Here is a 13,908-nt window from a genome sequence, read left to right on the forward strand (position 1 = left end):
AAATGTTGATTTCAAGCGCTCTCCCTCTTCTTTTTGATACGTTTTTATGGTATAATAATAACATCAAATAAACGGAAAAGGTGGGGTGTTTCTTTGTCAAAACAAGTCAAAAAGAATATAAAAGATAACGAAGAAATGACCCAGCTGATCCAAATGCTTCACGAACAAATGAAAACCAATCAGGAACAAGCAAAAGTAAATGAAGCCCTTATGGGGGAAATCCAACTTCTCCGTGAACAGATTGATTACCTCACGCGAAAGTTATACGGGCGTTCAAAAGAAACGCTCCCAGAGGAGTCCTCTGGTCAGCTAAGTTTAGACTTATTTGAGGAGCCTTTGGCTCTTCCTCCTGTTACACAGGAAGAAGTACAGGTTCGTACACATAGACGTAAAAAAGGTGTGAAAGCAAAAAAGCTCGCAGCCTTTCCCACCAAAGAAGTACACCACGAACTCGTTGAAGAGGAACGAACCTGCACCAAGTGTGGAACAACAATGGTGGATATGGGCACGACCAAGGTTCGAGACGAGATCGCGTTTCATCAGGCACGACTTGAAACGCTGCAACATATCCAGCACAGTTACAGCTGTAAAAGTTGTGAGCGTCTCGGTGAGACGTCTATAAAAAAAGCGAGTGTTCCAAAACCGATTCTTTCCAATAGCTTGTGCTCACCTAGCGTTGTCGCAGAAACGATTCGCCTGAAATTCAAGCAGAAAGTTCCCGCTTATCGTCAAATTGAGCACTGGCAACAACTAGGTCTGGACATTTCCAGAGAGAACATCACTAACTGGCATATTCGCGTGGCACAGGATTTCCTAGCTCCCTTGATCGAGCGATTGCATCAGCTTTTAGTCGAGCAAGATATCGCATACGCCGATGAGACCACCTATCGTGTGTTGGAAAGTCAAAACAAAACCAACTACTACTGGGTGTTTAGCACCGCAGCGACTTCTGATTCTCCCATTGCGATTTATCATCACAGTGAATCTCGATGCCAAGAAGTGCCAACGGGCTTTCTCAAAGGCTTCAAAGGCTATCTACACTGTGATGGCTACCAAGGCTATAATCAACTTCCAGATGTGAGACCTGTTCGTTGTTGGGCGCATGCTAGGAGGAAGTTTTTTGAAGCGATTCCTAAAAATAAAAATGGGCAAAAACACCCCACTGAGCAAGTTCTCGAATTATTCAAGATACTCTTCCAAAAAGAACAAAACTGGAAGGAAAAGATGCCTGAGGAACGTTTTGAGAAACGTGCAACGGAGTTGCGTCCTGTGGTAGATCAACTGTATGCCTATCTTGAAACAATTCCTGCGGTACCAAAATCCAAATTGGCTAAAGCCATTCAATACAGTTTTACGTTTAGAGACGATCTGGCACGAATCTTTGAGGACGGGCGTTTAGAGGTTACCAATAATCACAGTGAACGTTTGGTGAAAGAGCTTGTGATGGGGAGAAAAAACTACTTGTTTTCTAACAGTTTGGAAGGAGCACGTACTTCGGGCCATATTTTGAGCGTGTTGAAAACGGCGGAACTCAATGGGTTAGATGGCATCCGTTACCTCACTTACTTGTTTGAAGAGCTTCCAAATCTCCCAGTTCTTTGTCCGAAAACCTTGGAGGATTATTTGCCATGGTCACCTACTGTTCAGGAAAAGTGTCAATAAAAAAACGACCTCCCTCGATTGTTAGTATAGCAATCGAGGCTATTTGTCGTCTAGGTACTCCGCTATCTAGCGCTTATCATTAAAAGTAAAAACTGTCTATTTCCGCGATTTTATCCTACTACACAAAATCAAAGTTTCATAGGTACTGTGCTATGGGGCGCTTACTCTTTAAAGTAATTTTGGTATAAAATTTATTGTCTTTTACACTATAGTACAACCTTTATCTATCTAGTAAAAAAAGGCCCACTAAACTAATTGATTAGTTAGGAGCCTATTATAGATATATTTTCAACTCGCTTTTAAGCAAATTCTACTACCAGCTTTTTACCTAATGCTCTGGCGATATCATCAAGTTTATCGAAAGATACGTTATCCCCTCTCTCAATTCGAGCAATAGTAGATTGAGTTGTATGTGCTTTTTGTGCAAGCTCCGCTTGAGTTAGCCCTGCTTCCTCCCGAGCATGATAAAGAGCAACCGCAGTTTCGAGTTTTCTTCCTTCACGGTCATATGCTTCTGCAAAATCTTTATCTTTTTTCTTTTCTTCAATCAATTTTTTAATCATCATTTGTGAACCACTCCTCTCTAAGTTCTTTTGCATGCTTGAGTTCAGTTATTGGTGTTTTCTCCGTTTTTTTAGTAAATCCGTGAGTAATGACATACCTTCCATTGTCCACATGGAAATAGATGGCTCTTTGGATATTTGATCCTACCTTACTTCTTAATTCGTACAAATTAGTGTCTAATTTTTTCACCCATTTCAACCGTTGAGCTACTAGCATCCCATTCTTTTCTGTTTCTTCTATTGTACGTAAAAGCTTCGCACTATCTTTTTTTGGTAATGTTTCCAACCATTCTAAAAATTCATCATGACCATTAGGTCTTTTAAATGTTTCAAAAGATATTTTTTCCATACCCAATTATATCATATATTGATTTTATATTATAGTATATAACATAAAAATTCGAATTGTATACTATAAAATATGCATTTTATTATCTATTTAATCCTTTATACTTAGTAAACAAATACTCGCACAAAACCATAGAAGAATTTGCAACAAGAATTGCTTCTTCTTCCTTAATTACTATTCTATTTGAGCCATGTGCATGAGCATCTCCTTGACTATTTCTCATTTCGAGTATTTTATCTGATAATGTATTGAGTGCTCCAACAAGGGCTTTGATTCTATTATCCATATCTTTTTCAGTTTTAATATTGAGGCGGCCAAATGCTTCTTTTCTTAATTCTTTTGACTTAAATAAATTAATATTAACACTCGGTCCTTCGGTATTTTCAATAATAAATTTTAGAACTTCATCTATTAAAGTATTTGCTTTTGTCAAAACAGAGTCAAAATCCTTGTTTTTAATATCTGTTTGAATCCTAATGGGTAGCTGCCGAATATAAAGTAAATCAATCTCGCTTGAAAATTTCATTTTTCTTAATGCAGTTGAAGTATCTTCTTTAAATACTTCCTCAAAAAGCAACTGAACTATGGGATTCATTTCAGTAGATTCATATTTTTTATCTCGATCCATAATACCTTTTAAAGATTGGATTAACCGATTCTTTAACGAATCATCAAATTGATCGTCAAGCAGAAACTTTTGAAAGGATACTCCCTTTGAGCCCCCATAATGATTTTGTATTTCAATCCCTACGATTTTCTTTGTAAATATGTTCCACGTTACATTAGTAAAGTCTAAAATATATCCCGCTGAACCAACTGAAAAATAAGTTGCTAATTGTTTTGCTTCGTCTATAGTCATCATTTACTTATACCTCTTAAATTGTATGTTGGATTATTTTCAAATAATTAATACCAAAGATACACTGTTCATATAAAAATGATATAATATTTGACTCATTGACTAATAGATTACTGTTGCAATACTTTGATAAAAGTTCGTTAAATTTCATAAATACATTTTCGGGTATTGATAATAGTCCTAAACCGTTGCTAAACATAATCTTATTCGCAATCAACAAGGCTGTACCCACATTACCATTCCAGAATATTTGATTTTTCGAAATGAATAGAAACAGTCGCAGGGCTTTTTCCGTATCTGATATCTCTTGATTCATTATCTCACCATATTTATTGTTTACCTCGTCTTCAGTTAACATTGGTGGCACATATCTTCCTTGAATCGTCGATAATTCTACCCCACCGGTTCGTATTTCACCGGGAAAAAGCGCATCCTCTGCTGCAACGATCCGATTAATCCGCTTACTTGTCTCTAACAGGGGCTCCTGTACGTCATTTAAAAGCATTTCAAAGCCTCTTTTTAAGTTAACGACGGTCAGGACATCATCTACAGCCATGTTGTTGGCCCGATTATACTTAATAATCTCTTCTGTTTGTAACAACGTTGTATTTAACCCTTCAAATTTCCCCGCATTATACACCAGTTCTACAATGTTTTTCTTCAATAAATACACAGACTCTTTGCGAGATAAGTGATATTTATCAGGAAAGTTAGGCTGCTTTTCTTCGTTCATTTTCTCACCTCTTGAATTTTTCCTTCTATTATATAGGGTATTATTTTGTCATAGATCCAAACTCTTTACGGCAGTATCTTTGTCTTCCTGAGTGATCCCAATATAGCGTAAGGTCTCCCGTTGTGAAGAATGATTGAGCAGCGACTGAATGATCTCTGTTTTGGTCCCTTGCTTGTACAAAAAATAGCCGAAGGTCTTGCGCATCGAATGGGGGCCAATTTCTTTCAACCCAACCGCCGTTCCTGCTTCATGAATGATTCGCCAAAGACTTTGTCGGGTCAAAGGCGTATCTGCTCCTTTTCGACTTGGAAACAAATACTTGCTGAAGTCTTGTGCTTGTAACTGCTCAGGAAATTCGGATTGAACATACTCCAGAATCACTTTTCGCAATTTGTTCGAAATGAAGACCGAATTGTGTTTGGCCGTTTTTTGTTCCTTCATGGCCAGTCGCTCTTTGACAATCACCCGGCCACGAGAAATTTCTAACACATCACTTAATTTCAACTGTCTTAAATCAGAGATTCGATACGCTGTATTGATCCCGATCGAAAAGATCACTAAATTTCGTTGCCCATATTTTCCGGAAGCCAAAATTGCCTTCATGGCATCAATCTTTTTTTTGTCGCGAATCGGTTCCACGCTCTTCATTTTTAGTCCCCTCTCAAATGTTACTTAATATGATTATAACAGACAATAAGTCACATTTAAACAAGCTATAGAAAAAAGGCGCTAAAAGAAAAGTGATTTCCTCTTAGAGCCTCTAAGGATGGAGCGATTTTTACGAATGTGACAGAATCCGATTGTGTCACATTGGACTTTTGATATTTTCGGTAAGATTTTATTATCTCAGAACATTAATATTGCCCCTTTAAAAAATTTTGTTGTTCTATTCTGAAAATTCAAAATTTTCAGTCTATATAATTAACTTATATTCAGTTTTACCAAATGATAAGCTTTAAAAAGTATTCAGAATTTAGTCATGTTATGGATCCAATAAAGTAGATATGGAATATTTATTTTCTCTTGTCTAATTTATAAGAACTAAATGATTTCATCATTGTTTTGACACTTTTAGTTGGGAGCGTCAATAATTTTGTATAAATGGTTCTTCCCTACTGTAGATTGTTTCTAATTCTCCATTGGTTGACTCAGCATTTGTTCGAGCTCGCCTTCGGCCTGTTGGAAACCTTTATGACTGCGACCTAGGAATTTTTGGTTGTGAGTATCAAAAGACGAGACTAAGAAACGTTCCATCGACTCTTCATTTTGGAACTGTTCCTTGCAGTGGCTGTATTTCTTGATTTGCTTATTAAAGGATTCAATCAAGTTCGTAGAGTAAATAGTCTTGCGTATGGCTAATGGGAAATCATAGAAAGTGAGCAGGTAATCGTTCGAAAGGATCGATTCCACCATTTTTGGATAGCTGGTTTTCCATTTTTCCGCAAAAGCACCACGTGCTTCCAATGCCGCCTTTTTAGATGACGCTTGATACACCATTTTAAAATCATCACAGACTTCCTTACGATCATCGACACGCACTTTGTGACTGATATTACGGGAAACGTGCACACAGCAATGTTGAAAACGGGCTTTGGGGTAGAACCGCTGCACGGCCCCTGCCATCCCCTTTAAGCCATCCGCGATGAAAAGGAGGACGTTTTTCACGCCACGTTCCTGGAGGTCTATTAAAATCTCTTCCCAAATCGTGATAGATTCAATTGGTGCAATCGCATAGCTCAACACTTCCTTTGAACCGTCCGGGCGAATGCCAACTGCGATATGAATGGCTTCCTTGGCGACGGTTTTCCGCTTTAAAGGGATATAGGTTGCGTCCATATAAATAGCGGCATAACGGTCATGAAGCTCACGTTCCTTAAATGAAGTGACTTCTTCCGTAAATGATTTAGTCATATTGGACATGGTTTGGGGCGTGTAGTGATGCCCATACATTTTCTCAATCAAGTCTGCGATTTCCGACATGGTAATACCTTTTCGGAAGAGGTGAATGACGGTCTCCTCTAACGTATCATTCGTCCGTCTATAAGCAGGAACAGTCTGTTGCTTGAACTCGCCGTTGCGGTCGCGCGGGATCTGGAGATGAAGTTCCCCGTACTCGGTCTTGACCGTACGGTCATAGGAGCCGTTACGAGAATTACCCGTGTTAAAACCAATGCGATCGTACTTTTCGTAATCGAGGAAAGCCGTTAACTCCGTTTTGAGAAGCGTATTGACAGCTTTTTCCAAATGGACACGGAATAATTCATTCAAATCGCCTTTGTTCGCTAGAGTCTTTAGAATTTCTGTAGTAAAATCGTTCATATGGAAGTCCTCTTTTCTGTGAATGTGTTGTGGTAACTCTATTCTACAGAAGGGACTTCCTTTTTTCTATTTACACAAAATATTTTACACTCTCCTACTTGAAGTTTCCGAATGAAAACTCTATAATGAGAAATGTGAAAATGTTCACTTATTGTAAATTAAGTTTGGAGGCTTTTATTTATGAAAATTGCAATTGCAGGGGCCGGCGCGATGGGTTCCCGGTTCGGACTGATGTTGAAACAAGGTGGTAACGATGTTTTGCTAATCGACGGCTGGCAGGAGCATATCAATGCCATCAAAGAAAACGGATTGAAGGCTAATTATAATGGCGAAGAAATTACTGTTAAAGTCCCAATTGTTAATCAGAATGAGGTGCCCACTGGTGAGCAATTTGATTTGATTATCTTATTCACGAAGGCAATGCAGTTGGAAAAAATGCTGCAGGATGTTAAACCATTAATTGCTGATCACACAGAAGTTTTGTGTCTTTTAAACGGTATCGGTCATGAAGACGTAATCGAAAAATTCGTACCGATGGAAAAAATCTTTATCGGCAACACCATGTGGACTGCTGGTCTAGAAGGTCCCGGCAAGGCTAAATTATTTGGCAGCGGGTCTGTTGAATTGCAAAATCTAGGTATTGGCCAAGAAGAATCAGCGAAAAAATTGGCGGAAACTTTGTCCGCGTCTGGTTTAAATGCCAAATATTCCGACAACATTCATTATTCAATTTATCGTAAAGCTTGTGTCAATGGTACGATGAATGGCTTATGCACGATTTTAGACGTCAATATGGCGGGGCTTGGTGCAACCAAACCTGCTCATGACATGGTAGTGACTATTGTTAACGAATTTGCAGCTGTTGCTGCCAAAGAAAACGTCAACTTAGACATTCCCGAAGTAATCGAACATGTAGAAACTTGTTTTGACCCGACTACGATTGGTATGCATTTCCCATCGATGCACCAAGACTTGATAAAAAATAACCGTTTGACCGAGATTGACTACATCAACGGAGCCATTTCTCGTAAAGGTAAAAAATATGGCGTAGTAACTCCTTACTGTGATTTCTTAACGCAACTGGTTCATAGTAAAGAAGAAATTCTAGGAGCGAAATAGTAATCATTAGAAAGAGGACGAGAAAATGGAAGAAAAATTAACTCCAAAAATATTTTTAAATAAAGTATTAGCGGGTACCGCAACGGGGATCATCGTAGGGTTGATTCCTAACGCGGTATTGGCAGCAATTTTGAAATTATTTGGTGAAAATACCTTAGCAGTAACGATCACACAAATGGCAGTTATTTTCCAACTAGCTACTCCACTATTGATTGGCGCTTTGATTGCGGTGCAGTTTGGCTTCAAACCAATGCAAATGTTAGTAGTTGCCGGTGCAGCTTTCGTTGGCTCCGGTGTTGTGAAATTCAATCCTGACACAGCTACTTATATCGGTGCTGGTACCGGAGACATCATCAATACCATGATTACTGCATCAATCGCTGTCGGCATGATCTTGTTGATCGGCGAAAAATTTGGGTCCGTGGCAATTGTTGCAACACCAATCGTTGTTGGTATCGGCGCTGGTCTAATCGGCTATTATTTATATCCTTACGTAACCAAGATTACTGCCGCTATCGGTGACTTAATTAATACCTTTACTACTTTGCAACCAATTTTGATGTCAATCTTGATTGCATGTTCCTTTGCTTTCTTGATTATCTCGCCGATCTCTACAGTTGCCATTGGTATGGCAATTCAATTGAACGGTGTTTCTGCTGGTGCAGCCGCTATGGGTGTTGCCGCAACAACAGTTGTCTTGGTAGTTAACTCTTGGAAAGTCAACAAACCAGGGGTTACTTTGGCCATCGCATTGGGTGCTATGAAAATGATGATGCCAAACTTGTTTAGGAAACCAATTATCTTGGTGCCATGTCTATTCACCGCTATCATCTCAGCAATTCCAGTAGCGTTATTCTCAGTCTCAGGGACTCCTGCTTCTGCTGGTTTCGGTTTGGTAGGGTTGGTAGGTCCGTTGGCTTCATTGGACGCCGGTTTGAGTATTATTCTACTATTAATCAGCTGGTTTGTTGTACCAATCGTAGCTGCTTTCGTAGGTCAAATCTTATTTGAAAAAATCTTGAAATTGTATGATCGTAAAGATGTTTTCGAATTTTTAGGATAGTCAACTAGAAAAAGTGTGAGCCTTGTGCTCACGCTTTTTTGTGCAATTGAAGTTGGTGAATCTCAGCGAAAAGAGAAAGGTACCTTAAATAGTGTGTTTCTGGTCAATAGCACAATGAAATATCTAAATACATTATGAACTGCTTTTCGTTTTATGAAGAGCAGTTTGTGCTATTTGAGAAATTGCTCAATTTAATCATTAAGTAGTTTCATCAATGGTGACTATGCTACTGCAATTCTTGTTGTACCAACCGGGAGCGTCAATAATTTTGTGTAAATAACTCGTCCTTCTGCAAAATAATGGGTTACTCAGTAAACATTGAAGCTAATGTATCCGTCACTTGTTGGAAGCCTTTATGGCTTCTATTTAAGAATTTTTGATTGTATGTATCAAAGATGGATACTAGGAAACGCTCTAGTGATTCTTCATTTTGAAACTGCTCTTTTCTGCGGCTGTATTTCTTGATTTGTTTATTGAAAGATTCGATTAAATTAGTTGAGTAAATGCTTCGGCGGATACCAGGCGGAAACTCATAAAAAGTCAATAAATCTTGATTTTTTATCAGTGACTGCGTCACTTTAGGATAAGTTTTCTGCCACTTCTCAATCATACTCCCTAAAAAGGTATTTGCCTCTTCCTTTGAGCTAGCTTGATAAACAGCCTTAAAATCATCACAGATTTCTTTTCGATCTTTGACACGTACTTTATGAGCAATATTACGGGAAACGTGAACACAGCAATGTTGGTATTTAGCTTTAGGATAAATCTGGTGAATCGTATCTTTCATGCCTTTTAAGCCATCGGTAATAAACAGTAAGACATCATGAACCCCTCTGGAGTAAATGTCCTGTAACAACTCATTCCAAACGTAGGTCGATTCAGTCGGAGCAATCGCATAACTTAGTACTTCTTTAGTGCCGTCTTCTCGTATACCAATGGCAATATAGATTGCTTCTTTGGAGACGGTTTGCCGTTTTAAAGGAATATAAGTAGCATCCATGAAAATAGCGACATACTTATCATTTATAGTTCTAACTTTAAATGCATTTACTTCTTCAGTCAGCACTTTAGTCATGTTGGACATGGTTTGGGGCGTGTAGTGATGCTCATACATTTTCTCAATCAAGTCTGCGATTTCCGACATGGTAATACCTTTTCGGAAGAGGTGAATGACGGTCTCCTCTAAGGTATCATTCGTCCGTCTATAAGCAGGAACAGTCTGTTGCTTGAACTCGCCGTTGCGGTCGCGCGGAATCTGGAGATGAAGTTCCCCGTACTCGGTCTTGACCGTACGGTCATAGGAGCCGTTACGAGAATTACCCGTGTTAAAACCAATGCGATCGTACTTTTCGTAATAGAGGAAAGCCGTTAACTCCGTTTTGAGAAGCGTATTGACAGCTTTTTCCAAATGGACACGGAATAATTCATTCAAATCGCCTTTGTTCGCTAGAGTCTTTAGAATTTCTGTAGTAAAATCGTTCATATGGAAGTCCTCTTTTCTGTGAATGTATTGTGGTAACTCTATTCTACAGAAGGGACTTCCTTTTTTCTATTTACACAAAATATTTTACACTCTCATCAAATCATTAGAATCGTGATAAGACATTGTATTAAATCTAATCCTTTATCCATTTCTTATCAATCTTACTTCGCACCATCTCCAATACTTATTAGTTGCCAGGTCAACTGTTATCAGATCATCTTGCCCGTCTCATTCTCTTTCTCACATTATATTCTCTTCATTTATCGGTAGCTGCTAAGGAATTTACTGATAGTTATTTCAATATTAAAGTGGTAAATCTTTCTTTGTAAAGATAACATTTGACGCTGCATATAGAACGAAAGCAATGGTTCCTAAAGCAACTAATCCCCAACCAAACTCGCCACTAGCTAATATCGCATCTGTATCAAATAGAGTTGTTATCGTTAGATACTCGAGTATAACTGGAGCATCGTCCATCAGTTGCTGAACCATAGTAAGTAGGAAGAAAGCAAAAGGTATCCCCCCACCGATAGCTAAAGCTAATCCTGAGCGGTTAAATAGAGTTGATGCGAAGAATGAAACAGAGCTTATGGCTAGGATTAAGATGAGTAGACCAAGACTTAACCAAAAATAAGTTTCTGTATCAAATTCCAGAGCAGCATCGACAGATCTTGCAGATGATACCATGGCATGGTTTGCCATCGTAATGATTTGTTCTTCATTTAAATCAGTTGCTTCCATAGACGCCTCTAAAGCGGTAGAATCTTTAATTAAAGTCAAATTATCTTTCACTTGGGCACTATTCATATTTAAGGCCTTTGCAGAAGAGTCAATAACAGCCTGTAATAAGAGTTCGCGATTGGCTTCCGTAATCATGACAGTTGGCTGAGATTTTCCTTTATTTTCTTCATTCTTTTCAGCTTTAAGTGCAGTTATTTCATCTGCCAGAAATTGACGGTACTCATTAACAGAAATTCCTTGTACACTTGCACCAGCCGTCAATGCGTCATTACTTGCTAATATCATCGCCGGGTTTTCGATCAATTCCTCAGTTGTGATTTCAATATCATCATCTTCCATGTCATCATCATCTTCATAGATATCCCGACGTTCATCGGTGATAATTTCTGCAGCCTCTTCATAGGAGTGATCCTTGATGACCTCTCCTAAGTATATTGAATAGGCGTCCAGATCCATATCGCGAGCTTCAGCAGCATCTCGCATAGCTTGTTCATTATCTTTAATTAAATATAAATGTTCAGATAGATAACCTTCACTTTTATCTAATGTTTCTGATGCTTTTTCTATATCCTCTGTGATCGGATAGCCCGTCACGTTGTTGTACTTTAATTGAGAGGCACCTAAACCGGCTAATGAAACAATGACATACATTAAAATAACCGATAAGATGAGGTAAAGCGATTTGGTAAAAATGACACTTGAACGTTTTATGGGTGTTGATAAAGTATAAGCCATAGATCCAGAGTCTACCTCGCTCACTACAAGAGTATTTGCTGTAAATACAACATAAACAATTCCAAGAATAAGACCAATCAGTTTATAGAAATTTTCTAAGTTTCCTAAGAGACTGTCCATTGATGAGAGAAGACTGGAAAAAGCGGTTCCTTCCGCTGCAGCGGCAATCGATGCATATCCTGCCGCATCATAACCTATGATGAAACCAGATAAAATGACTGAAGCGACGATTGTGATAATTGCCCATAGTTTCCAATTGGTTTTGATACTTTGCTTAAATATTGGTTTTGAAAACATTTATACTTCCTCCTTAAATATCTCAGTAATATAATCTTCAAATGAGAATTTAATTTCTTTAAAATAGACCAAGTCAAAATCTTTTAAATCTTGAATGAGATAATTAATATTTTTATCATGAATTTGAACGAAAACTTGTAAATCTTCCGCTTTTACCATAGTCAATTGGTAGCCTAAATTTAAGAAACGTTCGAAATCGGCGAGTGATTTAAATTCCATTCGATAACTTTTATTCTCGTTATAACGAATGTCTGCCATATCTGTGATATCAATAATTTTGCCCTCTCGGATGATTGCGACTCGGTCACTGACTTCTTCCACTTCTTGGAAGATATTGCTAGACATAAGAATCGTTTTTCCTTGTTTCTTTTCTTGTTTTAAAAGATCAAGGAAGATGTCACGCATTAGAGGATCTAAACCTGTACTTGGTTCATCCATAATTAAGATATCTGCATTAGATGCAAATGCTGAAACAATAGCTGTTTTTTGTTTCATCCCTTTACTCATGGAACGCACATTGGCCGTCACATCTAATTGAAGAAGATTACTTAACTCTTTAGCACGTTCCCAACTTCCGCGTCCAGATAAATAGATTTGATCTTTTAAAAACTCTTCACCGGTTTTGTTTCCTGGAAAATTGATCTCACCAGGAATATAAGATACATAACGTTTGACTTCTGCACTACTTTTGGTGGCATCAAGTCCATTAATAGTGACGCTTCCTTCATCAGGTTTCAGGAAACCCATCAAGTGCCGGATAGTAGTCGTTTTCCCTGCACCATTGATACCTACGAAGCCATAGTTTTCTCCTTTTTCAATTTCTAAAGATACATCAAATATTCCGTGTCCATTTCCATAATCCTTAGTCAAATGTTTGATATCAATGTAAGCCATATCGCAAATTCTCCTCTCCAGCAGCCACTGTTTTCTTACGATCATAAAAGTCCATAAAGTAATCTTCCAAAGTAAATTTAATTTCTGAAATAAAATTTACCTTTACCTCACTTAATTCTGTAAAAAATTCTTGCATCTTCTGATCCGTTAAACTTAGTTTAACTTGATTTTGTTCAGGTCTTTTAGTTGGAATAGTAAATTCGGTATTTTCTATAAACTTCTGATAATCCTCAAAACTAGCAAACTCAATTTTGAATGATTTATTCGTACTCTGCTTCAATTCATTGGATTCAACTGTTGAAACCACTACCCCATCCTTAATGATGGCAATGCGATCACATGTTGCATCCACTTCAGTAAAGATGTGACTAGATAGGAGGATTGTTTTCCCTTCTGATTTTTCTTTTAAGATAAATTGAATGAAGCGTTCTTGCATAACAGGATCTAATCCTGAAGTAGGTTCATCTAATATCAATATTTTTGGATTATGCATAAAAGCAGTAACGACCGCTAGCTTTCTTTTGGTCCCAAGACTCATTTCTTTAATCTCTTTAGAAGTATCTACTTTAAAGAGCTCTTTAAGCTGCTCTGTCCTTGTCATATCAGTAATTTTTCTTTCATTTGCCATGAACTCAATAAATTGGTCTCCTGTCATTCCTTTTGGAAAAGCCAACTCTCCAGGTAAATAACCAACATCTTGTTTAATATTGGCTGCTGATTTCCAACTATCTTTTCCATTAATAGAAAGTTCTCCCTCATCAGCTTTAGAAAAGCCCATTAAGTGGCGAATAGTTGTCGACTTTCCAGCACCATTCGGTCCCAAGAATCCAAAAGCTTCTCCCTCATTTATCTCAAAAGAAACATCAAATATTCCACGTCCATGTCCATAGTCCTTGGTCACATGTTTCACTTCAATAACTGACATCATATTCCTACCTTTCTTTTAAATATCGATTATAAGATAATTAACAATCGTCTCTTTATTTACAAATGTTATACTATTTATTATACTAGTCTCACAAAGGGGGACAAGAGACATATTTTCAGGATCTGATAAATAATTTACATTTTTTCGATAATTGATACTTTCT

Annotated in this window: 13 protein-coding genes; 3 read left to right on the forward strand and 10 right to left on the reverse strand. The window is 37.9% G+C overall.

Annotated elements, in window-relative coordinates; all coding sequences use genetic code 11:
- The first annotated feature begins 93 nt into the window (after nt 1–93).
- Nucleotides 94–1,662, forward strand: coding sequence for an IS66 family transposase (gene tnpC / locus BN1875_RS00175; RefSeq protein WP_231586056.1), 1,569 nt, complete (start codon nt 94–96; stop codon nt 1,660–1,662).
- A gap of 299 nt (nt 1,663–1,961) precedes the next feature.
- Here the strand turns inward: tnpC and BN1875_RS00180 are convergent, their stop codons facing one another.
- The 6 genes from BN1875_RS00180 to BN1875_RS00205 all read right to left on the reverse strand — a co-directional run bounded on the left by BN1875_RS00180 (nt 1,962) and on the right by BN1875_RS00205 (nt 6,485).
- Nucleotides 1,962–2,228 (reverse strand): helix-turn-helix domain-containing protein, encoded by a 267-nt coding sequence (locus BN1875_RS00180; protein WP_002339787.1) that lies wholly within the window; start codon nt 2,226–2,228, stop codon nt 1,962–1,964.
- Nucleotides 2,218–2,574: a type II toxin-antitoxin system RelE/ParE family toxin gene (locus BN1875_RS00185; protein WP_002339788.1), complete on the reverse strand. Its 357-nt coding sequence runs from the start codon at nt 2,572–2,574 to the stop codon at nt 2,218–2,220. Before BN1875_RS00185 ends, BN1875_RS00180 begins: the two co-directional genes overlap by 11 nt.
- An 82-nt stretch (nt 2,575–2,656) precedes the next feature.
- Nucleotides 2,657–3,436, reverse strand: coding sequence for an abortive infection family protein (locus BN1875_RS00190; RefSeq protein ID WP_002396205.1), 780 nt, complete (start codon nt 3,434–3,436; stop codon nt 2,657–2,659).
- Nucleotides 3,437–3,449: 13 nt separating this feature from the next.
- The gene (locus BN1875_RS00195; RefSeq protein WP_048602888.1) at nt 3,450–4,166 is read right to left on the reverse strand and encodes a Fic family protein; all 717 of its coding nucleotides are present in this window, start codon (nt 4,164–4,166) and stop codon (nt 3,450–3,452) included.
- Nucleotides 4,167–4,214: 48 nt separating this feature from the next.
- On the reverse strand, nt 4,215–4,814 hold the full coding sequence (locus BN1875_RS00200; protein ID WP_048602889.1) for a tyrosine-type recombinase/integrase: 600 nt from the start codon (nt 4,812–4,814) through the stop codon (nt 4,215–4,217).
- Nucleotides 4,815–5,294: 480 nt separating this feature from the next.
- Nucleotides 5,295–6,485: an IS256 family transposase gene (locus BN1875_RS00205; RefSeq protein ID WP_011799062.1), complete on the reverse strand. Its 1,191-nt coding sequence runs from the start codon at nt 6,483–6,485 to the stop codon at nt 5,295–5,297.
- 180 nt (nt 6,486–6,665) lie between these two features.
- On the opposite strand from BN1875_RS00205, the gene BN1875_RS00210 reads away from it, so the two are divergent.
- The gene (locus BN1875_RS00210; RefSeq protein WP_002335374.1) at nt 6,666–7,604 is read left to right on the forward strand and encodes a 2-dehydropantoate 2-reductase; all 939 of its coding nucleotides are present in this window, start codon (nt 6,666–6,668) and stop codon (nt 7,602–7,604) included.
- A 25-nt stretch (nt 7,605–7,629) separates the two neighbouring features.
- A complete protein-coding gene (locus BN1875_RS00215; RefSeq protein ID WP_002355369.1) occupies nt 7,630–8,667 on the forward strand; it encodes a PTS sugar transporter subunit IIC in 1,038 nt (345 codons plus the stop codon).
- Between the two features lie 304 nt (nt 8,668–8,971).
- Here BN1875_RS00215 and BN1875_RS00220 read toward each other — a convergent pair whose 3' ends face one another.
- From BN1875_RS00220 to BN1875_RS00235, 4 genes are all read right to left on the reverse strand, one after another.
- Nucleotides 8,972–10,150 carry an IS256-like element ISEfm2 family transposase gene (locus BN1875_RS00220; RefSeq protein WP_048602890.1) on the reverse strand — a complete coding sequence of 393 codons (1,179 nt, stop codon included), beginning with the start codon at nt 10,148–10,150 and terminating at the stop codon, nt 8,972–8,974.
- Between the two features lie 303 nt (nt 10,151–10,453).
- Entirely contained in the window at nt 10,454–11,923 is a 1,470-nt protein-coding gene (locus tag BN1875_RS00225) for an ABC transporter permease subunit (RefSeq protein ID WP_048602891.1), read from the reverse strand.
- Entirely contained in the window at nt 11,924–12,817 is an 894-nt protein-coding gene (locus BN1875_RS00230) for an ABC transporter ATP-binding protein (protein ID WP_048602892.1), read from the reverse strand.
- Nucleotides 12,804–13,742: an ABC transporter ATP-binding protein gene (locus BN1875_RS00235; protein ID WP_048602925.1), complete on the reverse strand. Its 939-nt coding sequence runs from the start codon at nt 13,740–13,742 to the stop codon at nt 12,804–12,806. The genes BN1875_RS00230 and BN1875_RS00235 overlap by 14 nt, the downstream gene beginning before the upstream one ends.
- Nucleotides 13,743–13,908 lie beyond the last annotated feature (166 nt).

It is taken from the genome of Enterococcus massiliensis (assembly GCF_001050095.1).
In the GTDB taxonomy this organism is placed as follows: Bacteria; Bacillota; Bacilli; order Lactobacillales; family Enterococcaceae; genus Enterococcus_C; species Enterococcus_C songbeiensis.